Source organism: Methanofollis aquaemaris (genome assembly GCF_017357525.1).
GTDB classification, from domain to species: Archaea; Halobacteriota; Methanomicrobia; order Methanomicrobiales; family Methanofollaceae; genus Methanofollis; species Methanofollis aquaemaris.
Genome location: NZ_CP036172.1, coordinates 1851883 through 1877004, shown reverse-complemented (window position 1 = coordinate 1877004; position 25122 = coordinate 1851883). Strand labels below are relative to the sequence as shown.

13 protein-coding genes are annotated in these 25122 nt (G+C 59.3%); 5 read left to right on the top strand and 8 right to left on the bottom strand.

The genetic code is table 11. The features are described from left to right. The first annotated feature begins 2 nt into the window (after positions 1-2). Entirely contained in the window at positions 3-1199 is a 1197-nt protein-coding gene (locus tag RJ40_RS09025) for an MFS transporter (RefSeq protein WP_265580526.1), read from the top strand. A 231-nt stretch (positions 1200-1430) separates the two neighbouring features. Here the strand turns inward: RJ40_RS09025 and RJ40_RS09020 are convergent, their stop codons facing one another. Continuing rightward, complete coding sequence (locus RJ40_RS09020) at positions 1431-1850, bottom strand: hypothetical protein (protein ID WP_265580525.1); 420 nt, start codon at positions 1848-1850, stop codon at positions 1431-1433. Between the two features lie 183 nt (positions 1851-2033). On the opposite strand from RJ40_RS09020, the gene RJ40_RS09015 reads away from it, so the two are divergent. Further along, positions 2034-2516 (top strand): HEAT repeat domain-containing protein, encoded by a 483-nt coding sequence (locus RJ40_RS09015; protein ID WP_265580524.1) that lies wholly within the window; start codon positions 2034-2036, stop codon positions 2514-2516. A 32-nt stretch (positions 2517-2548) separates the two neighbouring features. Here the strand turns inward: RJ40_RS09015 and RJ40_RS09010 are convergent, their stop codons facing one another. After that, positions 2549-3709, bottom strand: coding sequence for an ABC transporter permease (locus tag RJ40_RS09010; RefSeq protein WP_265580523.1), 1161 nt, complete (start codon positions 3707-3709; stop codon positions 2549-2551). Beyond that, positions 3710-4381 carry an ABC transporter ATP-binding protein gene (locus tag RJ40_RS09005; RefSeq protein WP_265580522.1) on the bottom strand — a complete coding sequence of 224 codons (672 nt, stop codon included), beginning with the start codon at positions 4379-4381 and terminating at the stop codon, positions 3710-3712. Positions 4382-4552: 171 nt separating this feature from the next. On the opposite strand from RJ40_RS09005, the gene RJ40_RS09000 reads away from it, so the two are divergent. Continuing rightward, a complete protein-coding gene (locus RJ40_RS09000) occupies positions 4553-5278 on the top strand; it encodes a metal-dependent hydrolase (RefSeq protein WP_265580521.1) in 726 nt (241 codons plus the stop codon). 529 nt (positions 5279-5807) lie between these two features. On the opposite strand, the gene RJ40_RS08995 is transcribed toward RJ40_RS09000, so the two are convergent. Further along, the gene (locus tag RJ40_RS08995; protein WP_265580520.1) at positions 5808-7916 is read right to left on the bottom strand and encodes a hypothetical protein; all 2109 of its coding nucleotides are present in this window, start codon (positions 7914-7916) and stop codon (positions 5808-5810) included. 310 nt (positions 7917-8226) lie between these two features. Between RJ40_RS08995 and RJ40_RS08990 the strand changes: the two genes are divergently transcribed. After that, positions 8227-9309 (top strand): hypothetical protein, encoded by a 1083-nt coding sequence (locus RJ40_RS08990; RefSeq protein ID WP_265580519.1) that lies wholly within the window; start codon positions 8227-8229, stop codon positions 9307-9309. A 417-nt stretch (positions 9310-9726) separates the two neighbouring features. On the opposite strand, the gene RJ40_RS08985 is transcribed toward RJ40_RS08990, so the two are convergent. From RJ40_RS08985 to RJ40_RS08970, 4 genes are read right to left on the bottom strand one after another with little or no spacing between them, the layout of a single operon-like run. Beyond that, positions 9727-13785 carry a PKD domain-containing protein gene (locus tag RJ40_RS08985; protein ID WP_322743873.1) on the bottom strand — a complete coding sequence of 1353 codons (4059 nt, stop codon included), beginning with the start codon at positions 13783-13785 and terminating at the stop codon, positions 9727-9729. Further along, positions 13775-14536: a hypothetical protein gene (locus RJ40_RS08980; protein ID WP_265580518.1), complete on the bottom strand. Its 762-nt coding sequence runs from the start codon at positions 14534-14536 to the stop codon at positions 13775-13777. The genes RJ40_RS08985 and RJ40_RS08980 overlap by 11 nt, the downstream gene beginning before the upstream one ends. A gap of 10 nt (positions 14537-14546) precedes the next feature. Then, the gene (locus RJ40_RS08975) at positions 14547-18374 is read right to left on the bottom strand and encodes a PEGA domain-containing protein (protein WP_265580517.1); all 3828 of its coding nucleotides are present in this window, start codon (positions 18372-18374) and stop codon (positions 14547-14549) included. Between the two features lie 11 nt (positions 18375-18385). Continuing rightward, positions 18386-23722 (bottom strand): S8 family serine peptidase, encoded by a 5337-nt coding sequence (locus tag RJ40_RS08970; protein WP_265580516.1) that lies wholly within the window; start codon positions 23720-23722, stop codon positions 18386-18388. Positions 23723-23903: 181 nt separating this feature from the next. Between RJ40_RS08970 and RJ40_RS08965 the strand changes: the two genes are divergently transcribed. Further along, entirely contained in the window at positions 23904-25106 is a 1203-nt protein-coding gene (locus tag RJ40_RS08965) for a hypothetical protein (protein ID WP_265580515.1), read from the top strand. Positions 25107-25122 lie beyond the last annotated feature (16 nt).

Genomic DNA, 25122 nt, shown 5'->3' with positions numbered 1-25122 from the left:
CCATGCAGGAGGACCGCCCGCCGTCAGGTGCGGCCCGGCGGCAGACCGCCTTCAGGATCATTCTCATTCTCGGGGTCGTCAGCCTCCTCGGTGACATCGTCTCGAACGGCGCACGGAGTGTCACCGGCCCCTACCTCCTCACCCTCGGCGGGTCGGCCGCCATCGTCGGACTCGTCGCCGGGATCGGGGAGTTCACCGGGTACGGCCTCCGGGCACTCACCGGGCTGTACTCAGACCAGACCAGACACTACTGGCGGACCATCTATATCGGGTACGGCCTCCTGATCGCCATCCCCTTTCTCGCCGTCGCCGCTACCTGGGAGGCCGCCGCCGTCCTCATCATCACCGAACGGGTCGGCAAGGCGATCCGGGCTCCGGCACGTGACACCATCATCTCCCTTGCCTCTTTCCGGGTCGGGCGCGGCTGGGGTGTCGGCGTCCACAAGGCCCTCGACCAGGTCGGTGCGATCATCGGTCCCCTCGTTCTCTCTGCCGCCGTCCTCTGGGGGGCAGGCTATGAGGCGGGTTTCGCCCTGCTCACTCTTCCGATCGCCCTCCTTTTCGTCTTCCTCTTTATAGGTAAACACACTGCCCCCATACCCGGTGTCTTCGAGAGGAACGAGATGGAGCGGAACATCGACCCACGCCGGTTCGTCCCTTTCGCCACCTTTCTCTTCCTTTCGATGGCTGGGTTCGCCAGCTTCCCCCTCATCTCGTATCACATCAAGGTGCAGGGTCTCCTCACCGACCCCCAGATCCCCCTTGTCTATGCCCTCGCCATGACCGTCTCCACTGCCATCGCCCTCCTCATTGGCTGGACTTACGACCGCGTCGGGACACGGGCCCTTCTCTTCATCCCGTGTGTCAACCTCGCCATCCCCTTCCTCGCCTTCAGTGGCTCGGTCCCTCTCGTCATCGCCGGAACCGCCATCTGGGGTGTCGGGATCGGGTTGCATGAGACCGTGATGCGGGCCGCCCTCGCCGACCGAACGACCACCGACGTGCGGGGCCAGGCCTTCGGTCTCATCTATGCAGTCTACGGCGCCGGGTGGTTTCTCGGGAGCACGGTGATGGGCATCCTCTACGAGGTTTCGGTCACTCATATCATCGGGTTTGTGGCGATCGCCGAGGTGCTCGCGGTCGTGGCCTACCTCTGGATGCGGCGGGGGTTAGGAGGCCGAAAAGAGATGAGAACATGACGGTGTAGAGACCTTCATACTTTTTTCGTACCTCTCTGATCCTACGCCATCCCCATCCTCGCGCGAAGAAGTGCACGGCCATAGCGATTGCCAGGACGAGATTATGAAGAGCGTGGTGCCGCCCTCTCCTATCAGGCACGCGGGGGCGGGGTGTGGTCGGCCCATGACTCACCCTCCCCAGAAGAGGATTCAACAGATCAGAAAAAATAAGAAAAGTATAGCCGTACCCGCTCAGGGTACCGGGAGCGGGAGGTTCTGCACCCCCCTCAGGTTCAGGCGAGTGGTATAAGTTCCTCTCGAATGACCTGCCCCCTCCGCGCGCCGTGCCGCAAGGTCTCGCAGGAGGATCTCCTGGATCACCATGCTCGCATAGACTTGAATGTAACTGCGCTGTTCATATGTCCACCAATGGGTCACCGGGGCGGAATATCCACAGTATGGGCATGTGGACTCATGGCCCTCGTCCTCCTCCAGAGTATAGAGTCGGTTCGAGTTGAGGAGATGAAAAGAGTTCAATCGTGCCCTGGATATCCGTTCGATCTCGATCTCGTCCAGTTGCAGTTTGAAGGTCCGCTCGCATGTCGGACATTTTCTCTCGATATATCCGTCATCGTCAAAGGGGAAGGGGATATGGATGTTGATGTCACTCATAGAGTTCACCCGGGGTCCGGAGGTCCCCATGGTGACTGCACACCCCCAAGATATATACTCTTCGTACTGGTTGCATGGCCCTCCTGCATGGCAGTACCGCCACCCGGCACCTCCTCGCAAATATTGATAACCGAACAGCGTGTGAGAAGGGGCCGCCGCATACTGCGGACAGCGAGGAGAACCATGAGAACCATCGAGAGACTACTATCAACCGGTGACCTCGAGGGACTGGCCCGACTTGTCAGAGAAGGCACTGCCCACGAACGACTCACCGCAGCATGGGAACTTGGAAAAAATGGGAAACAAGGCGTTGAATACCTGGTTCCGATCCTCCTGGAGGGACAGGGCGAAGAGACCTGGGAAGCGGCTATGGGACTCTCCAGAGCAGGGAACCCGGCCGTCGAACCCCTCATCGAAGCTCTCAACATCGGGACGCCGGAGACCAGGACCGCGGCCGCATGGGCCCTCGAAGAGATTGGTGACGAGCGGGCGGTGGAGGCACTGATCAGGGCGTTGAGCGACACCGACAACTTCTGTAGGTGGACGGCCGCTGCGTGCCTGCTCAGACTTGGTCATGACGACGGCCGGCGGGCCGCTGAAGAAGTGCTCAGGAAAGAGAGCGAGGAGGTCCAGGGGTATATCGGCATCCTCGCCGAAGGATCTTGACCGGACCCGGAATCCAACCCATTTTCTCCCGGTCACTCGGCGGAAAGCGCCTCGACCGGGTTGAGACCGGCCGCCCGCAGCGCCGGGTAGACGCCGGAGAGCAGACAGATCACGACGCCGACCCCCATCCCGAAGGGGACATAGAGGAGAGTCTGGGCCGTGAAGAAGTAGGTCGTGTCCTGGACCATCAGGATCACCAGGAGGTACCCGGCCCCAAGACTGAGGAGGGCGCCGGCCCCGGCACCGACCAGTCCGAGGATCGCGGCCTCGTACAGAAACAGCAGGGTGATCTCGTGTTTCTGTGCACCCACACTCCTGAGAATCCCAATCTCCTTGACCCGTTCGTTGACCGACATCAACATCACATTGAAGATGCTCACCGCCGCCACCACCAGGGAAATCCCCCCTATGGCCATGACAAAGAGGGATATGCTCCCCAGTGCCTGCTGGATCATCTCCAGGAAGGCCCGGGAGTCCCAGACTGTCACCGTCTCCTCCCGGCGGTTCAGTCTATCCTCGATCCGTTCCTTGACCCGATCGATCTCACCGAGATCCCTGACCACCACCTGAACCATGTCGTAGCCGTCGTCCCCGTACGCACTCGTATACCATCGCTCAGGAACCAGGACTGCATTGTCGGTCATCATCGTCCCGGAGAACCCGGACTCCTTCAGGATCCCGACGACCCGCACTGTCCGCTCCTCTCCCACTTTGCCCAGAATAAGCCTGGTCCCCACCCGCATATCATATTCACGGGCGAGCGTCGGGCCTACGAGGGCGCCCCCGCTCCCCCTGAAGGCGACCCCGGCCTCCACCTCGGCCACGGCGTCCAGGTCGCCGGGGTCAAGCCCATAGACCTGGGCATACCCGTTCTCAGAACCGACGGCGATCCGGTCTGATCCTGTCATGAGCGGGACCACCTGGTTCGGGCCGGCGGCCATCCTGATATCCCGCAGTTGCCGCTCGGTGATCCCGCCGCCTTCGGCCGCCGAGATCTTCGGATAGACCACCAGGCTATCGGCCCCCGCAGAGAGGTCAGAGGTGACCGCCTGCTGGAGGGTGGCGCCCATCATCCCCATCGCCGTGATGGCCAGCACCCCGATGACGATCCCGACCGCCGCCAGGAGCGACCTGACCAGGTGAAGCCTGACATTTCTCTTTGCCATGTCGAAGAGGATCCCTGACGAGGCCACTCAGACCACCCGCCCGTCCGAGATGGTCACGATCCGGTCGGCGTACCCGGCGGTGGCCTGGTCGTGGGTGACCATCACCACCGTCCGACCCTCACGGTGGAGAGTGGCCAGGAGATCCATGATCTGCGTGCTCGTCTTTGAGTCCAGGTTCCCGGTCGGTTCGTCGCAGAGAAGGATCTTCGGGTCATTGACCAGGGCCCTGGCGATGGCCACCCGCTGCTGCTGACCGCCGGAGAGTTCTGCCGGGGTGTGGGTGATCACCTCGCCTTCGAGCCCGACGGTCCTGAGGAGGGCCTCGGCCCGGCCCTCAGTGTCCCGATGTTTCTCTTTGAGGATGAGAGGGATCTCCACATTCTCCCGCGCTGTTAGAACCGGAATGAGGTTGAATTTCTGGAAGACGAACCCGATAGTGTCGCGGCGCAGTTCGGTCAGTTCGAAGTCGCTCATCTCACCTACGTTTTTTCCGGAGATCCAGAGGTTGCCGGAGGTCGGGACATCGAGGCAGCCGAGCTGGTTCATGAGCGTAGACTTGCCCGATCCGGATGAGCCCATCACGGCCACGAACTCACCCCCCTCGATCGTAAGGGAGAGGTCGTCAAGGGCGACGACGTCTCCGGCAAGCCGCGGATAAACTTTCCGCACATGTTCCAGCCTGATAACCTCGGTGCTCATCTATCTCTTCTCCGATAGACTCCCCCAGGAGGAGAGGCCCTGTCGTAGGGGGAGGGGGCGGCAGGGCGACTGTTCAGTAGATCTCCCCTCGCTCGCTCTTATAGCTGACGAACCGGCCGGCGTCGACCGGATGAAGAAAGTACATATAGAGTCAACTCACGGGTACGAGAGATGTTCCTCCTCTGCCACCTTGCCGCCGGGGTCGTTCTCGGTCTCCTCCTTGCCCGGCCGCTCAAGGACCTGCGGGCCGTGCCGGCCTGCGCCTTCGGGGCGATCCTCCCTGACCTCATCGACAAGCCGCTGGGACACATCTTCCTCGCTGACTCCCTGGGATACGGGCGGATCTACACCCACACCCTCATCGTCCTCTCCGTCGTCGCCTTCGTCGGCGCACTTCTCTTCTGGAGGTATCGCAACGGCATCGTACTCGCCCTCGCCGTTGGGATCGGATCCCACCAGGTTCTGGATACCATGTGGAGCGAACCGGTCAACTGGTTCTACCCCTTCCTCGGGCCATTCTCCGGCGGCGCCGACACCACCACCTTCCAGGATCTGGTCATGGCCGAACTCTCCGAGCCTTCGGAATGGATCTTCCTCCTGGTTATCATCTCGTTCGGCTTCCTGTTCCTGAAAAAATCCTGGCGAGATGCTATTTTATCCCATTCCGGCCGATTTGTCGAGCGAATCGCCGTCCCGATCGGCATACTTCTCATCCTCGTCGGCGCACTCCTCATTCTCTCAGGACTCCTCCCTCTCCCCTGGGCGGTCACTCATCTTCAGGCCCCGGCCGACATCGCCCTCTGCGGGTTGGTCATCGTCGCGGCCGGGCTTGCGCTGGCGTGGATACGGTTGCTCCTGGACGGCGAAGAGGGAGGGCAGGGTGAAAAAGGAGAGTGACCGGTCGGCGGGGCAGGGAGGGCAGAGCACAAAATCCTGAAGAAAGAATTTGCCGCACCATATCCTTTATCGGTTGCGCGTAGGGTTCGAGTAATCTCTCTCCCACTATGCTCAATCCAGAATAGAGTTTGCCATGAAAATGATCCAGACGTTCAATTCTGGAGTTATGGATGAGAATTTGAACACACAGATTTCTCTTATACCTGATATACGGAGAAAAAAACCGCCATCAGAAAGATCCGGCCCTCTGCCTTCCCGCTCCTATCTTCGTCCCGGGGGTCCGGGGGCAACGCCCCCGGCGTGAAGATGGGGGAAGGCATGATGATCAGGCGTGCCGCCCCGACCGCAGAATCTTCACCGCCGTCTCGCACCGGGGGGCGGCAGTTGAACAGTATCCTTCAGGTGTCCTGTTGCGAGGAGAGGAATCAAGTATCCCTCCCCACTCAGGAGAACTGCAACGAGAAATTTTCATCACGTATGCTTGAACCCGGGGTTCGTGCCTGATTCAACTGAGCGAAAAAAAGAGAGATTATTCCTTCTTCTGCATGTAGAAGTAGCCGACCGCAGCGATGGCGACGATGGCCACCAGGAGCACGGCGATCACGCCGACCGGGAGGCCTTCACCTGCTTCTCCGGCCGGGAGCGTCGAGGGGGTCTCCACGCCGATACCCACATCGGTGGGCCGCACGGTGACACCGGTCGACGCAGTCACTGCCACAAGCCCGATCTCGGAGAGACCATCAGGGGAGGCAGCCTCGAAGATGTAGCGGCCGTCTGTGTCATAGCCCTTGAAGACCGTCTCAAGCACCTGGGTGGTGCCATCGTCGGCCTGCCTGAGGATCCGGATCTGCTCAACGCCGCCGCGGGCCGTCACCCACTCGGGCGGGACGGTCATCGTGATCGTCGCAGCGCCGCACTGCTCGATACCCTTCTTGGTGACCTTCAGGGTGTAGGCGATCTCGGAGACATCGAGCCCCTCGTCAAGGAGGGCGAGGCTGTAGGCCGAGGCGACGTTCTCGCTCACGTTCTCGACCAGAGTGGCACCTATCGTAGCATTCACCGGGAAGGACGGGAACTCTGCGGTGAACCGTGCCGAGACATCACCAAGATCTCCGACCTCGGTCTCAAGCGGGTCGGCCTTGACCTTCACCGACTGAACCGTGCCGGTAACGGTGTTCCCGTCCTTCTTGAGATCGGACGCCTGCATTTCAAAGAGGAGACCGTTCTTCTTGAAGGTAATGATATCGCCCTCGACCTTGACGCGGTCTGCCTCACCGAGGTTGATCGAGAAGGTCTGGGCCTCTCCCGCGGTCTCGAAGGTCGCACCGCTCAGGGAGAAGGCGGAATGGAGATCTGCTCCGGGGGTGGACGGCCCGGTCGTGTCAGGCCGAACAGGAGGCTGGGGGCTCCCGCCACCGCCACCACTGCCGCCACCGCCGCCTGAAGACTCTTTCTTCACAGTGATGGTCTTCCGGTCGATGGCGACGACGTCATGGTCGACATTGAGCCCGACGGCGTAGACCGAGTAGGCACCCACGCCCAGGGTGTTGAGGGCCGCCTTCGGGACCGTCGCCGCCGAGGCTGCGGCATATCCAGAGCAACCGTAACCAGGCGTGATGGCGACATCAGACCACGTAGTGCTCGGCGTCGCCGTCTTGCCCACGGCCCTGACCGTGTAAGTCACCGGCCGGTCCTTCCCGACCTCATGGTTGACACCCCAGGTCAGGATATCGAGGAGAGGCGTTGACGGGGAGACCGTATCGATGTGCGTCTTCGCATCGCTGACGAGCGCATCGACATCGACCGCCGCATCAAGGTCATAGGCCGTGCCCTGCTTGATGATCAGGTAGGAGGTGTGGGCAACGCCGGTGCGGTCCTGGAAGGAGAGAGCGACGTCACCGGCCTTGGCGGCATAGAAGGAAGAGTCCGCGGCCTTGCCGTTCATGGTGAGGGAGATGTCCTTGTTCAGGATCACGACCGGGTACGAAGCAAGCACCCGTACCTTCTCATCGGTGGGGAGGTACTGGACTGCCGTCAGGGCGTACTTCCCTGGGGTCGGGGCGGACATCATCCCTGAACGTGCGGGGTCGGCAGAGAACGATGAGAGGTCGACCTCGTTGCTGGTCAGAGTTAAGCCAAGGTCGTTCTTATCGCCATTGACCGTACCGCTGATAGCATACGTCCCAGTTTCAGGATTGGCATAGGCGATACCGTCTGCCGCGTAGAGATACCCGCACTCCGAGGCGCTCAGCAGGTCATCAAGGCCAACCGGTTCCTCGGGACAGGCGAAGGAATTGTTGTACTTCGCGAGAAGGGGATTACCGGATTCGCCGGGCACGACCAACTTCGGAGTCGGGACATGGGGGGTTGTGTAGACTTGCACCTTCGCCGTGCCGATCGACACCGGATCTCTCAGGGCGCTGTTGAGGGTGATCGTTACCCCGCGCACTGTCACTGTCTCTTTGTTGAAGGAACGGGTGAAGTATCGCACCTCTGGTGCGGTGATCGTCTTGATGTCAGTACCATCCGTCGACAACAACTCGGCCCTCGAGACTGACGGGTTCGCAAGATCCAGGACTTCGATGGAGGAGACATTCATCCCCTTCTCGTTATAGACCTTATCGAGTGTCACCGTCATGCCACTCTCAGCGGCCGTTGCTGATGCCGGCACGAATAGGAGGAATAGAAGCCCTATGAAGATTAAAGGACTCCATTGGTCCAGAAATCGTACAGCATTCATGATAGGGCAATAATATATCTTCAATAGTGATATGTTTTTTTATTTGTACTCAAAACTAGATCTGAAAAATATGGTAAATCTAGTGGTGATCTGATTGATAAGAAGTGTTTCAACATTTTTCATATGTTGTTTACTCTGCACCCTCCCTGCAGGAGCGGGCGCAATAGGAGTCTCGGCCTCACCTGACACTGTCCAGGAGGGTGGGACGGTGACCGTCGATCTGCAGGGAATCCCTGATGGGGCATCATTCTCCCTCAGGATAGACGCCGCATTTGCAGTCGACCCCGGTTCGAAATTCGTCTTCAGGACCGAAGAGTTTGTGATGCCCATCAGCCTCAAAGACTCGACGATCACCGCCAGCACCGAGCACACCCGGAGTACGACACTTGAAGTGAAGACAAGTGGGGCAACTTACAGCATGGGCGATCTGGCCGACGAAGACGGGCGGTACTCGACCACCCAGCACTACAACATCAGTGCCGGAACCTACGAACACCTCGCCCTCAGCGGCACGGCCGGTGAGAAGAGCACCGACATCAGGACGAGCATGAGCCTGACCGGCGAGAAAAAGGGGCCGGATGACTCAGAGATCTCCTTTAAGATCGGCGGGATCACCGATGGTTCGGTCACCATAACCGCCCTGGTGAACGGGAACGAGGAACTCTCCAGAGAGATCACCATCGGAGGGGGCGTCACCCCGACACAACCTTCAAACCCCGGCATTCCGAGCGGGCACAGCAATGTCGGTGAGAGGGTGACCAAGACCCCAACCCCCGAGCAGCGCTCGGTCGACGGTGTCGTCCGTGTCACCGGGAAGGCTACAGATTGCATTTCCGTCCTCAACGTGAAGGTCGCGGAGGTGCCGGAGGGTTGGCAGGCCATCACCGGCGCATACACCCTGACCCCTCAAGAGAAGACCTTCTCCCCGGAGGCATCCCTCATCTTCAGGCTCCCGAAAAATATCGCAGCCGAACCAGAGGCATATACCCTTTTCCTGGCCAGATATGCCGAAGGGACGTGGAAACCGCTCCCTTCCAGCATCAACGGCGAAGAGATCTCGGCCACGATCACAACCACCGGCACCTATGCCCTGATGACCTATGCCCCGGTTACAGCGACGGTCACGACGGCAGCCACCGTTCAAAGCCAGGCGAACACCCATGAAGAGACAGCCTCTCTGACAACACCGACCACAACCGCCACCCCCACCCAGACACCTGCCGGCATCCTCCCGGCGATCGGTGCGGTCGTGGGCATCCTCTCCATAGCAGGAGCGCGCAAAAGGTGGTGAAACCTGGCGACACCGCGGTTCTTATGAAGAATATGCCAGAGATCCTGTGGCGATCGGGTTCTCTCCCGGCGTGAGCATGCATCATCTGCCTTTCCCTCCTCCTTTCGCCATCCCAGGGGTCCGGGGGCAGAGCCCCCGGCGCGTATGGAGTGGGAGGGCACGTCGATCAGACAGACTGTCCCACAGAAAAACGAAGATATTTTTTTCACTCTCTCGCACCGGGGGGAGAAACCACCACGACGAAGATAGCCGATGAGCGGCGATTGAGTGGTGTCCTCCCCGCCGCCCGGTCGCGATTGAGAGGGATCAAGAATCCTTCCACACCCCAAAGCACTGCTCAGAACAATTGTTCATACGGCATGCTCAAGGCGCACTCTCGACTCATGTGTAATTTAACAGAGCGGAAAAAAAGAGAGATTATTCCTTCTTCTGCAGATAGTAGCCGACCGCAGCGATAGCGACGATGGCCACCAGGAGCACGGCGATCACACCGACCGGGAGACCCCCGTCAGTGGGCGTCTCGCCGGCCGGGAGCGTCGGAGGGGTTTCCACGCCGACGCCCACATCGGTGGGCCGCACCGTGACGCCGGTCGACGCGGTCACCGCCACCAGCCCGATCTCGGAGAGACCGTCAGGAGAGACCGCCTCAAAGATGTAGTGGCCGTTGGCATCATAGCCCTTGAAGACCGTCTCAAGCACCTGGGTGGTGCCGTCGTCGGCCAGCCTGAGGATCCGGATCTGCTCAACGCCGCCGCGGGCCGTCACCCACTCGGGCGGGACGGTCATCGTGATCGTCGCGGGACCGCTCTTCCCGATACCCTTCTTGACGACCTTCATGGTATAGGCGATCTCGGAGACCTCGAACCCCTTGTCGAGGAGGGCGAGACTGTAGGCCGAGGAGACATTTTCAGTGACGTTCTCGACCAGTGTGGCATGGAGGGTGCCGTTCAACGGGAAGGACGGGAAATCTGCAGTGAATCGTGCGGAAACATTCCCGAGACCCTCAACTTCGGTCTCAAGCGGGTCGGCCCTGACTTTCACCGACTTGACCGTGCCGATGATGGTGTTCCCGGTCTTCTTGAGATCAGACGCCAATATCTCAATGATCAGACCGTTCTTCTTGAAGGTGATGATATCACCCTCGATTTTGATCCTGCCCGCCTCATCGAGGTCGATCGAGAAGGTCTGGGTTCCATCCGTGGTCGTGAAGTTCGCACCATTCAGAGCGAAGGCGGCCCAGAGATCTGCAACAGGGGCCGAGGGGCCGATCGGTTGGGTCGGGGGAGAGGAACGGCCCCCTCCTCCACCACTACCGCCTGAAGACCTCTTCCTGACGGTGATCGTCGTGGAGGTGGCGTTAGCACCGCCAGGACCGGTCACGGTCAGGCCCACCGTGTAGGTTCCGACCGAATTAAAGACATGAGTCGGGTTCTCCTGGGTACAGTTGGTGCCGTCACCGAAGTCCCAGAACCGGGAGGTGATGTTCCCTACTGATTTGTCGGTGAAGGTCACCGTGAGCGGCGCATACCCGCTCGTCGGCGTTGCGGTGAAACTGGCGATCGGTGCGGCCACATCGGTCACCGTGATCACCGTGGATGCAGTGTTACTGCCGTCGGGGCCGGTCACCGTCAGGTTCACCTGATAGGTGCCCGTGGCGTTGTAGGTATGGGGGGAGGGGTTCTGATTGCCACAGGTGGAGCCGTCACCAAACTCCCATGCCCAGGCGGTGATGTTGCCGGTGGATCTGTCGGTGAAGGTCACCGTGAGCGGCGCATTCCCGCTTTTCGGTGTTGCGCTGAAGTTTGCGACCGGCGTTGGGGATATGACGACGATCTGCTTTGAAGTAGTGCTGCTACCGCCATAGCCCCACACGGTCAGGTTCACCTGATAGGTGCCGGGGTTCTTGAAGGTGTGGAGGGCCGGATTGGGATTCCAGCAGGTGGTGCCGTCACCGAACTCCCAGTACCATGTGTTGATGTGGCCGGTGGACTCGTCGGTGAAGTTCACGGTGAGCGGGGCAAAGCCGGTCATCGGGTCGGCACTGAAGGCGGCCACCGGGGCGCAGGGGTTCTGCACCGCGATCTGGTGGTAGCCGTAGGATCTGACCGTGCCGTTCTCTTCACAGACGGCGACCAGGTGGACATCATAGGTGCCGGCACAGAGGTTGTCGGTCGGGACCGAGACCGAGCTTGCGTTTGTGGCATAGGCGTACGCGGCCGCGTTGGGGCTGGTATAGATGTTGTGATAGAGGTGCTGCGTGGCCGGGACACCGTCGTATGTCAGGTTCACACTGACCGAATCATGATTAATCGTGCTGGCGTTGACCCAGACATCGGCGTCCCAGGTGGCATGCCTGATGACGACCGTACCAATGCGATCGCACTCGGATGGGAAGGCGGCGGTGAAGGGCGTGCCGCGGGTCACCGATGCAGGCACTGTGCCCACTTCGGCGCATTCCATGACGGTGAAGGGCATCCCGGTGATGACACCGATACGGTCGCCGTCCATGCTGATGGCGACCAGGGCAAAGTCACCGGCCGGGAGTTTGATGACAGGAAGACCCTGGGTGCCCAGACAGTACCCGGCGGTCAGGTTGACCTGGTTATCGGCAATACGGAGGGTGTCGATGATATTGCCAGATGCCGCGACGATCAGAGGGTTGCCGGCCTTTTCAGGCTGAGTAAAGGTGCCATCAGGATTGACCTTGATCTTCGTGTACCCACCGTCAATGAAGATCCAGGCCTCTTTCTGGATGAGGTCGTTGTAATTGATCGTGTCGCGTGCGGACTCGCCTTCTCTGGCCAGTTGAGCAAGGTAACTCTCGTTTGCCTCCAGGACTATGATGTTCGCGGCATTGATGTTGGGCGCCTGCACGAGGAAGTCAAGATCGCTGCACGGGTTGTAGGTCCAGACGCAGTCATAGGTGTCGGCGCCGGTATAGGTGGCATTGACGGTGTTGTCGACCGCAACATAAGTGTCGCTCGTCACCTGGCCGACCCCTGTTGCCGTCCTTTTAACCGTGCCGATCGGAACGGAGGGAACGTCGCGGGCATTGTAGAAGACGACCGAGCCCTGCGCGGTCAGGTCGAGCTGGCGCACCGCAGAGAGGTTGGTGTCGATGCCGGAGACCGTGCCGATCCTGGTGGAGTTGATCCACGCCATGTAGTTGTAATACAGATGGAAAGGCACATACGCAGCGTTTGCAGCCTCGTCGAAGGCGACGAAGACCATGTCGCGGTTGCCGACGTCGATGGTCGTATGGTTGGTGCCGATGGCATCGGTCGAAGCGAAGAAGACCTCATGGGTGACGTTGTCCATGAGGAGGACGACGCCCGCACCGGATACGTCCCAGTTGAAGTTCAGCACTTCGCCGGATTCGAGGTAACCGTCACCGTCGGTGTCGGTGATGGTAAAGGCGTTGATCACCGGCGGGACTGTGTCGAGGACAAAACTCCAGTTGAGATAGCGGGGATTCCCACCGGGCGTGTCGGTACCGGTGGCGTTCACATACCAGGTTCCATCGGCGAGAGTGGGAACGGAGATGTTCTGCGCATAGTCGCCATCGAAGGTCACGTCGAGCGGGATCGTCGCAGGCCCGGTGAGGGTCATCGTGACCGAGGTGGGATTCATCCGCCGGGTGAAGACCTGGATCTTGTCGGGTTGCCTGTTGATGTAACCGGTCGGTTCGGGGTCGGAGAAACCTACCTCGGAGACCTGGACCACCTTCGTCTGCAGGGGCACGGCGGTGTTGCCGGCAACGTCGGTGGCAGAAATCTTGATGGTCACCGGTTCGTAAACCGGCCAGGTGACCGCGGTGTCGAAGGTCCAGGTGTCGGCGGCGGTCCGGGTGAGGGGCATCAGGTCCACGGTCTCGTTAACCGTGCCGTTGTCGAGGTAAGCAATCGCCGTGCCCATGCCGCCGACGTCGTGAATCGTACCGGCGACGTTAAAGGTGGAGGAGACTGTCGTGGGGGTGGCGATGGTGACATTGGGGGCGACCTCGTCACGGGTGGTGACGGTACCGTTCCGAACGGTTACATTTGCCTTCACATCCGTGATGTCAGTATCTCCCACTGTATTCACAGTAATGTTAACAGAGGACGAACCTCCATCCGGAGGATCGGCAACCGCACCAAATCTCAGATCAGCCAACCATACCGGACCGGCAGGATACCCGATTGCCTCAATACCATTGATCGTGATGACATTGCCCGTCGGGTTGATGTTCGTGGCATTCTTTTTCACCCCGTCAACATAGGAGATGACAGTGTCGTCATAGATCAACCGGACATTGTAGGCCGCAGCCGGGGGATCAAACCGGTTATCCAGATAAAGATGAACCGTACCAGGTTCTGTCGAGTTAATGTCCGTAACATTAGTGACGTAAATCATTCCAGTTCCGGCCGCCTGCACCGTTCCAAGACAGCACAGCAGCAACAGACCTGAAAGTACTAACAATCTGAGTTTATGCATCATCGCACCTCTTCATTTTTGATAAAATTCGATTTCCAATACAAAGCACACCAACAGACATGCATATGGTCCCCCACGAAAGGGGAGACCTCTGGGGGGTCGTTTCTTTTACAGGATTTGAAGGGCTTGAAACTGGAACATCCGGTGTCGGCGTGGTGTTTTCATCTGATCCCATAACCGACTTTAATTGAGAATCTATAGCAACCTCGGTGCCTTCCCTCTCAATCACCTTCCCTGATGATGTTCCGGATGATCCAGTCCCTGTACTCCGTTCAACCCCGGAAGTCACAGGGGTCTGAGATCCTGAAGAAACCCCTGAACCATCAGATCCTCCATCTGACGGCGATACAGATTCAGAATAATCGGCATTGGTTCTTAGAATTTCTTCAGTTCTCTGATTGAGCAGAGAACGCACTTTGATATCCAGAGAATCGGGGTCGCCCGCGACCGTCAGTGAAGCCACAGGAACATCGCCGGTGAGTACGTCAGAGACCTGGAACCCGGCCAGGACCACTCTCCCTTCCTGCTGATCGTTGACAGCACCTGTAAACGGAGGGACGAGCGTGACGCCCGATACCTGAACATCCTCCGGATAAAGGAGAACAATATCAAATGCACCAAGGCCGATGCCGTCGTCCGGCACTCCTCTGATGACAAGAGAGTTGTTCTCGTACACGACGGACGCGGCAATCGCTGGATAAATCAAGCCCGTCGAGAGAATTGCCAGAATAAAGAAAAATGATGATGATTTCATGATACCACCTCTAAGCGAGATCAGGAATCAGACCAGCGTCGTACTGAGCGATTCTGAGCGCATCTAAAATGTTGACCATCAGGTCGCCGCTGACATCACCGTATCCGAATGTTTCAGGGGCACCTTTCAGTCCTACATCAAACTGAGCAAGACGAAGAGCATCCAGAATGCCGGTCTCATGATCGCCAACAAGCGCCTGTCCTGCCCGTCCACCTATGAACTCGATCGAGATCTCTGAAACACCGTCAGGGGCGTCATAGATGATGATCGTCGCATTGGTGGTTGAGAACGGTTCATACGGATCGGGGTTGGAGAACGTCCCGCTCCTGATCTCATATTGGCTCGGGTCAAGCACCACGCCGTTCAACCGCACCACCGGGTTGTTCAACAGGAAACGCTGCGGGAATTCCAGCGCAAGTACTATTCTCCCGCCGTTCCCGACGACCGTCGCATTGTAGGTAACGTTCTCCGCAAAGGCCGCAGAGAGTGTGCCCGGAACCTTCGAGACGCCGGCAAGCATACCGCTGCCCTGGGAGAAGATGAGCCGCGGCGTCGTGAGATCAGTCGGCATCATCACCGTGACATTGGTCTCGTCGTTCGCCTCGACGCTCACCGTGGTGTTCACCGTGATGTAGTTCTCCTTCGAGACCGAGAGCGAATAGTTGCCCACAAGCAGACCTTCGAAGGTGTGGCTCGACGCCGTCTGGCTTGAACCGTCGAGGACAATCGTCGCCACGACCGGGCTGTCATTCTCGTCGGTGACCTTCACCGCCACATCGCCGCGTCCGATGACGTCCAGACTCTTCTCGACAAGCGTGACATTGTCCTCGTCATTGAGCGCCTTGAACCTGAGGTTGAAGTTGAGAGTGCCCACATGGGTGGGTTTGGCGTCGAAGACATAGGTGTAGGTCTCATCACTGGTCCATTCATTGGCCTGGATGAAGATCGAGGTCGAGTCTGTGTTGACCGAACCGTGCAGCACCTGATAGGCTACATCGTTCCCATTCTCATCGCTGATGGTACCATTTGCAAAGGTGAATCCCTCGATCGGCACCTCGATCATCGGCGAGAAGACACCCTGAACGCCTGACACAACCTGGATCGCCACCTTTCCTGACTCGTTCGCAACAAGCGGGGACGGGTCGGAGGTGAGGGTCACCGTATCGAAGAGATCTCCGGGTGCGGCGTCGCCAAGGATGTCCATGTCCTCTGAGAACTGGACCACATCCGGCGACCCGTTGTCGGGGATGATGCCGCCGGTCGACAGGATGGTGCCGGTGTCCTCGATGGGATCGTCGATCTCGTTCACCGGTGCGCGCTGCGTGTTCTCGATCGAGACCAGGATCATACCATTGCCGTTGTTCCTGGTCACCGTGACGGCGTGCTGCTTGACCTTCGAGTACTGGGTGATCTCGCGTTTCGACTTACCGTTCGCCATCACCGTCGCCATCTGATCAGCAGTGAGGGGGTACTCCACCTTCGGGTTCGTTTCGTTGACCTCAAGCGTGCAGATGTCTTCCCCGTCGATGGAGATCGAGAGCGTGCCGTCACTGACCTCAATCGGCTGACAGTGGATGAGAGCGTCGATCGCCGCCTGGGTTGCCCAGGTGTATCCCCACTTCCCGCCGGACTCGTACTGTTCGACAAGCCAGTTCACGCCACCCTGGATCGTCTCGTTCTCCGCGGGGATGCCGGTGGCGTTCAGGGCGAGGATGGCGTAGGCGGTGCTCTCAGATCTCCGACCCTTGCTGCTGTACCCATAGACAGGGTCGGCGCCCCAGCAACCGTCGGCATCATGGTTTTTGATAAGCCATTCGGTTGCCTTCGCCTTTGAATCGTTGATCTGGTCCTGCGTCACATCATCCGAGGGCGTCCCATAGACCTCAAGACCCCAGAGCCCGAGTGCGGTCGCCATAGCCCGGTCGCGGCCATTGCCGAAGTAACCTTCATCCGAATTCTGGATTCCAACGAAGTAACGCGTGGCATTCTGCATGTTCTCCGTCATGTAGGTCGCATAGGGCTCTGCAACCGTGCCCTGATCCCGGATCATATCGTGGATCAGCATCACGAACCCGGTGTTCGAGGTCGGCGTCCACGCATGGCAAACGCCCGCGCTCCACGTCCAGGTGCCGCTCGAATCGTCGTCCGGGTTTTCGTGGAACCATTCGACCGCTTTCTCGAAGTTGACCGTGCCATCGTCGACCGTCGCGTCGCTGCTGACCTTGCCGTTCAGCAGGTGGTTCAGGTCTTCGCCCGACTCGTTCACCCGCGCCAGCGTGTAGGCGGCGTACGAACTGGAAGAGGACTCGGATTCGCCGCAGCCCCAGAGACTCCAGCCGCCGTCTTCATGTTGACCGACCTGGCCCCCGCGCACCAGTTTGACCACACCGTTGCTCACCGAGGTGTTCGCATCATTGCGGATGATCTGGAAATTGGCCGGCCTGTCCGAACGGTCAAGATAGTAGTTCTTCACGTTCATTGAGGCGAGCATCCTCGACGTGGTCTGCTCGACACACCCATACGGATAACCGACAAGATAGCCAAGACCGGCGAGCGTCCGGCCGCGGGCGCCCGACTGCACAATGATAGTGGTCTGGTTGTCACAGGTGTTGTTGGTGTGGAGGGTGTTGTAGGACATCTCGAAATCACCGGTGGTGTCAACTTTCACCGAGTCCACCGACGATACCTCCATCGAAGGTACCCAGACTGAGACATCATGAGTGCTCGTTTTCGAGGCCGTCTTTCCGTGTGCCGACGCCGTCAGGTTGAACTGGTCACGGGTAAAGGTGCCGATCTCGGTGGCACGCAGACGGAACGCGACATAGTTCAGGGCATCGCCGGTCATCCACAGTTCAGATTCGGCCTCGCCCCAGACCTCGATACTCTCCGGCACACTCAGGTTCAGTTTTACCTTCCCGCTCTCACTTGGTTTGACATACCATACCATCCAGAACCATGTGTCCACCTGGGGACGGGAGTAGCCGTATACATACGGATGAAACTCAAGGCTGAAGTTGCGCGCGGCCACCGAGCGTTCCGCCGTGGTCGTTCCAACGACCGGGAGATCGGTGTCGGAGGTCACCGTCACATTCAGGACATACGTGCCGGTCTGCGTCGGTGTCCATGCGATCTGCTGCACGTTCTGCTCGTATGGCTTCAGAATAACCCCACTCCGTTCTTCGGTGTTGAAGACCGAGCCGTTGGGGGCGTAGATGGTGCTGTTGATCGTCAGTTTCGAGGTCAGGACATTGCGCTGGTTTGCCACGGTGAAGACACTGACAGTCTCGGCATCCAGTGGGACGGACTCGGCCGTAACACCAACATACGAGACGATGCGGTTGACCCGCTGCGCGGTGATCGTGGCGTTCGTGATCGTGTTCACCGGGATGTCGTCACCGCTTGTCGAATTGAGGAATCCATAATTGTTCACCACAACCGCAACAGGTGTCGACTTGCCGGTGTCGTCAACCGTCTTCAGGCGCACGGTGAAGAGTTCAGCGGCACCCGAGACACCGTCAAGACTGGCGTTCAACGCCGCCACGCGGACACCCCCGCGATCACTACCCCATGCGGAGTTGTTCACATGGCCGCAGAAGAGGGAACCGATGGTCACATTGTCCGGTTCGGTGTCAAGCGTGACCACCGAGGGATCCCAGTGGAGATCGATATCGAACCCGCCGAGATGGGCCACGTTCTCAACCCGCAGTGTCACCTCGGTGACCTCACCGAGCGCACTCGTAGAACTCTGCGGCGTGACCACAAGGTCAGCCGCGGACGCCGCCGATACCAGAAGAGCGGTGAGGAGAAACCCCACCATCAGGATATTTTTCACATTCATCTGCAATCACCTCACACAATCCTGAAGTACGGATCCCTGAGGCCCACATTCTTCTGGGCGATGAACATCGCATCGCCCACCTCAATGACGCTGTTCTTATGGACGTCCGCCTGGAGGAAGGGCGTTGTCCCAGTGGCCGGCATCGGCGCCGTCGGCAGACCGACGACCACTTTCAGGACGCGGAGGGTGTCGGCCTGGTTGACCTTCCCGTCATCGTTCGCGTCGCCGTACAGGAGAAGGACGGCGCTGCCCTGAGTCACCTCGACCGGGATCGAGTACTCGTTCTCGTCACTGAGTTCAGCGTCAAGGTGGAGCGCCGACATGGTACCGCTCGAACCGGTCACCGAGAGGTGAAGTGTGGCCACGGTCACATCACCGCTGACGCCGGTTGGAGCGTCAGCCTCGAAGATCGCCTCACCTGGGGTCTTGAGGTTCTCTGCGATCAGCGGGATCGCACCCGGGGTCACATCGGTGACCGTGAAGGCCGCCGGGTCGAAGGTGAAGGTCATCAGGCAGGCCGAAAGGTTCTCTGCGCCGTTCACCACGATCGGCAGGTCGTAGGTCGTTCCCGGCACCAGGACAAGGTCCTGCGGCAGCACGACAGAGGTCAGTGGGTGGAGGTAGCAGTTCACCGTCCGCGTCACCTTGTTGTTCGCAAACGTGGTCTCGTAGTCGGTTGCACCGTTCGAGTTCACCTCAAAATTGAGGGTGTAGGCGCCGGGATCGGTGAGGAAAGTTCTGTTTCTCCAGACCGTGCAGGACTCGCCGGCGCCGAGCGCCGGGACGGCGATCGTCTCGGCCGGGCTCCCGGTGGTCACGTAGGTCATGGTGGTTGCAACGGCCGGCACCTCGCCCTGATTGGTCACGACCAGAGCGACCGGGGTCGGGGTGCCGCTCTCGATCACGACTGAGGGGACATTTATCTCCGCCACGAGGTCGGGAGCGGTGATCCGCACCGGATAGACGATGTTGTTGTTCGCATAGGAGACCTCGGCAATCGTCCGATCCTGATTCACCGTCACGTCGATGTTCATGTCCACCGGCAGGTTGTAGTTGCTGGTGTCGATGCCGTAGTCGGAGGCGGCTGCCTCGAAACCCAGGTGCAGGACGGTCTTTGTTTCGCCGACAGCGATGTTGCCGGCATAGGTGGTGGACTGGTCTCTGTTCCCGACCGATGCCTTCACCACAATATCCGTGTCAGTGTGGACGAAGTCCGCGGTGCCCTGGTTTGTGATGTCGAGATAGAGGTTGTCGACCACGATCGTGTCGTCCCTGTGCACCTTCACCACATGGGGTGCGCGGACGCCGGGGACAAAGTCGGGCAGGGGCTCGGCGGTGAGTCTGAAGGTGCCGTCATAATACTGCATGTCGAGCTCCATCTCGAACTCCATGCAGCCCTTGATAACCTCGTCGCCTTTGTAACAGACCGTCCTGTAGGGCACATAGTCGGAGAAGCCAAGGAGATTCCTTTCGATCGCCATCCCGGCCGAGGGGGCGTGGATGTTCAGGATGACCTGGCCGTTCGCATCGGTATAACCGACGAGCACCTCGGAATACGGATCAGGGTACTCCATCTCCAGGTGCTCAAGGTTGATCGGACGGATATCGTAGCAGTCTACGCCGCAATTGGCCTGGGCAGCCGCGCCGAGGAGGAAACCCACCTTGGCGTTGCTGATCGGGTTGCCGTCATCGTCGGCGACGGTGAAAGTCACCGGGACCGTTGATCCGACCAGAATATCGGGTTTCACGGTGTAGTTGACATGGGCCTCGGGCACGCTGAACATCTGACCTATCCAATCGACGAACTTTCCACCCCGGAGGACCGAAGCGTGGGCCACATAGGTTCCGTTCATGGCCGGGGTGATGGTCTTTGTCCAGTCACCGATGTAGGCGAACGTGTCGGCAAATTCGGTCCCCTGCGTACACCAATCGGCACAGGGACTTGCGGTGAAGATCCCGCGCTCGGTGATCGGGGTGTCGTCCGGACCATAGGAGTGGAGCGACACCTGGTACGAACCGCTGCCCGGATAGGTGACATCCATCCACCGGGTCTCCGACGCCGGGCGGAGAGTCGTGAGGGCTGCGGCAGTCCCGGGTTCGCATTCGAGGAGGCCGGGATAAATACGGCTTTTTGAGTCGATTTCAAAGGGAATATAGGGAAATATTCCCGCAGAGAAGTCGATGCCCTCGGTGAGCAGAATCACGTCCTCAGATGTCTTTCCTGTCACGTCGAGCGTGAAGGTGCAGGTGCCGTTGACGTCGGTCGTGTTCGTCCGGACACCGTCGGCGGTGTACAGCCGGACCGTCTTTCCGGCGTCACGGGTTACATCGTAGGTCGTGCCGTTCACGGTAAGTACGAAGGCCGTAAGGGTGGCCTGGTCGCCGGGCACCGAGCGGTATTCGCTCTGGTTCCAGGTCGCCGGCCAGGCGTAGTCTGAGATGCCGATATAGGTACTGTCCAGCGCCTCCAGTGCGACCGGCACCGGCGGGGTCACGCGGTGGAGGGTCCAGGGCGACATCGAACCATAGACGACCGAGATCATGAACGAGTCCCGCTCATTATACTCGTTATCCGGATCGGCAAAACTGACGACCGCCACAGAGCATCCCGCCGGCATCGTGAAGTTGTAGATGCCGATGCCGTTGGTGACGCTGACCATCCCGGTCGACTCTACGGGTTTCAGACCACCTGCCGCTTCGAGAAGGGCGGCACCCCCGATAGGTGCCCCGATTGCAAATTGACCGATGAGATCGGGCGAGAGGGAGAGGATCTGCGTCTCGGTGAAGGCGGTCACGTCCACCTTGTAGTCCTTCGATGTGACGGTGCCACCATTGCCATGACGCTCAGCGACCTGCAGGGCGATGTCGATCGAACTGCCGGGCGGGCAGATCGCCAGTCTCGGGGAGGAGATGGCCCCATAGTAGACCTCATACGAAAACGACACTGTCCCGGCAGACCGGCCGTTGATCGTGATGCGGGGACGTGTCCAATAGAGTGAAGGATCGATATTGAAGCCCGCAAAGTCGACGGTGGCCGTGACAACACCGTCGACCGGGGTCAGGTTATCATCAAAGAACGTGGTCGTGGTGTTCGCCACCACCAGCCTGACCGGTTCGGTGTAGGCCGAACCATCAATGTTCAGGAGTGGATAGCGGATCGTGACGGCGCCGTCCGGTGGAGCGATAAAAGACTGCGCCTCATAGATCGGAGCAGAAGGAGTGTTCGTGCCACCACTGCCGGGCGTGCTGTACTTCCCGTAGGAACCGGACAGGACGCGGTCTCCCCACGTCACCTCGGCTTTGAAAGACCGACCCGCGGCGAGAGTTGAGATATCGAAGGAGGTGGTCGCCATGCCGTCGGCATCCGTGAAGGCCGACTGTGTTCGGTAAATATTCCAATTAGAGTTTTCGTAGAGATAGAGGCTGAAATTCACTGTCTCTCCAGCAACAGGGACGCCTGCCGTGGCGTTCCAGCAGACCCCAAGCACCTCCACCGTGTTCGGGTCATTCAGATCATAGTAGGGCCCGCCGAAGAGTTCGGTCAGAGAGGAGGCCGCTTCGGGGGCACCGTGCAACCCGCCGGTGGCCTCGACAGCCCTGTAGGCACTGATCCGGCCGGCGCCGTAGAGGTTGTTCAGTTCAGGGGTCGCCATCGCCGTGCCGTCCTCCCTGATATGGACAGCCGTGTCCATCAGGGTCTGCTTGACCTCTGCCGGCGTCAGGGTATCATTCCCGGCGAGCATGAGGGCGGCCGTGCCGGCAACGCAGGGTGTCGCCATCGAGGTGCCGTCCATCACGCCGTATTGTCCGTCCGGACAGGCGGAGAGAACGCCGACACCCGGGGCCATCACATCAGGCTTGACATAGGGGTTTGCCTGGTTCACCGGCCCGATGGAACTGAAACTCGCCCGGTAGTCCATGCAGTAGTCGGTGGCGCCGACCGTGATCACGTCCGCCGCCGTGCCAGGCGTCCCAATGGTGCCGGTGCCGAAATAACCGTCGTTGCCGGCCGCAACGACCGCCACCACACCGCCTTCGACAAGGTTGTTCAGGGTAAGGTCAAAGGCGGTGTTCCCGTCGGACTCATAGGCCTCGGCGATCGCGGCCTGCTCCAGGTAGACCGTTTCATTGTCGTTGTTGGTGACATTCAGTGTCCAGAAACCATTCCAGTTCCCGCTGTTGCTGGTGTACGGCGCCTTGAACATCACCCTGGAGGACGAATGGTCAAAGCCGCCCCAGTCGATGAACCCTCCCACCGGCGTGACACCGTTGGGCGCAGTAAGGGAGAATGTCAGATTGGCTGGTGTGGGCGCATATGGTGCAGCCGCATAATACTGCCCCATCTGTTCGAGTTCATACCCGCCGACAACAAACTGGGGTTCATAAACATCAGCGCCTCCACCGTAATTCGAGGAGACCTCCAGGGTCAGGGTCAATGTCTCTCCCGGCCCGATAGCGAGATATGATTCGTCGTTCTCGTTTGGTCTCATATCCGACTTCCAGAAGTAGGATCCCACACTGAGAGAGAGCACATCGGCATCGTTCTCAACCGCCCACTGAACACCCTTGATGATAGTGCTGGTAGGACCGACAGCTGTAGAGTCCAGCACCTTCGCACCGATCAGGTCGGCCTTCGGGGCGACACCGAGGACGAGGTTCATGTCACCCCCGTTATTTCGAGATACGGTAACCTCGCCGCCCGCGGCGGTGCCGGCACAGTGAGTGCCGTGGCCGTTGTCGTCTCTGGCCAGGGTGTTGCTCACATTCACAAAGTCAGCGAAGGCCCTGACGCGGCCGCCGAAGGCCGGGTGAGAAGCGTCGATGCCGGTGTCCACGACTGCGATCGTGACACCCTCACCCTGGTTCCCGGCACCCCAGACAGCAGGCGCCTCGACCCAGTCGAGGTTCCAGGGCATCACAAACGTGTCGCTGCTCCGTACGTACCGGGCATCGACAATGTGTGAGGTCCCTGTGACCGGGTCGTCAGCCATCACCATCAGGTCGGGTTCCACATGGTCGACACCGGGCAGGGCGGCGATTTTTTCTATCGTCGCCTGGTCCACTTCGACCCGGATCGCGTTCACAATCCAGAACCGCTCCGCGGATCGCGCGGCGGCGCAGTCGATCGCACTGATGGACGAGAGCACCGATGCCTGACTGGCGGCAGCCTCGGCTTTCATCGTCGAGAAAGTCGTTCCGCGTTCCGGTTGGTCCTTGAGGACAACAATGAAAGGCACCTTTTCGTCCGTCTGGACGACCGTGCCGCCGGGGATTCCTGCATTGACAGAACCCAGCAGGACCAGCAATATAAGAAAAGTCAGAAGACCACGCAAAGGTAAATACGCCAATATAATACCTCCAAGTTACCAAGATAAATATAAGAGTCCAGATATAAACATTTCGAAAATCACCCAGGATTAAAAAAAGATAATTATATATATTAAATTATATAAAAAAATCGCTCGTGAATACGGGATCCGCCCCCAGGATGCGCAAAAGAGATATACTATCCCCGAGGAGTATGCTTGCATGCAACTGCCCAGCACCCCCGAATTGCTGACAGTGATTATTGGGCTCATCATTCTTATCGCCCCACTCTCTGCCGCAACGGTAACCATTTCACCAGACCCCGTCAGCGAGAATGACCCGATCACCATCTCGATCAGAGATCTCCCCGACAACAGTACCTTCATGATCCAGATCGAGACGTCCATACCCCTCGACACAGACGGACGCTTCTCGCTAAGCACCAACAACTTCCAGATGCCCTTCGCCCTCGATGACGGACGGATCGCGATCCACGCGGAGAACGTGAAGACCGCAGGCCTCAGCGCGAAAATGGGCGGCAAGACCGTCATGGTCTATGGCGACGGCGAAGACGGTGTTGTGGATATCAGACAGAACAACGACATCCCACAGGGACTCATCCAGTATATCACCCTCAACGGGGAGGGCACCGCCGGAGCAGACTCTGTGACGACCTCGATGGATCTCTCAGGAAAGAAGGTCGGCCCCGAGAACTCGGACATGACCTTCACGATCAGCGGTCTGAACGGGGGGACCGCCAACGTAAAAATCTATGTCGACGGCGCCCTTGTCCTCGCCTCGGAACCAACAACTGTACCGACGACCAGACCAACGACATCCTCCTCCAGCAGTGGTTCGTCGGGTTGGGACGACAGCACGGTGACGACGACAACGACCGAAAAGAAGACCCTGACCATCTCATCCCTTGACAGGAGCGCAGTCCTCACCTTCGATGAAGAGTCTCTCTCCGGTGCCCGGACCAATGACCTTGCCATCATGGTGAGCAACCGTGCCGTGCCCGAGAACTGGCAGGCGGCCGCCGGCCCCTACGCAATCCTTCCGTCAGGTGCATCCTTCAACCCCGGGGCGACCCTCACCCTTGACCTGAACAAGGCCGGGGTCGACAAAACCGCTTCGCTCACTATCCTCGCGTATATCGACGGACGCTGGAAACCCCTGCCAAGCCGGATCAACGGATCGACCATATCGACAGAGATCTCAGAAGCAGGCGAGTTTGCGATCGTGACACCAGTTCTTGCACACACAACCGCCGCAGCCCCTGCCGGCACAACAGCCACAATAGTTACAAACCCCACAGTGTCCCATACTGCCACCACTACGACACCGAAGGAGTCCCCACTTCCGGTCGGGTGTGCCATCGGCGCTCTTGTCATCGCCCTGATCACAGGCAAGAGACTCAGATAAAAAGTATTAAGAGGTT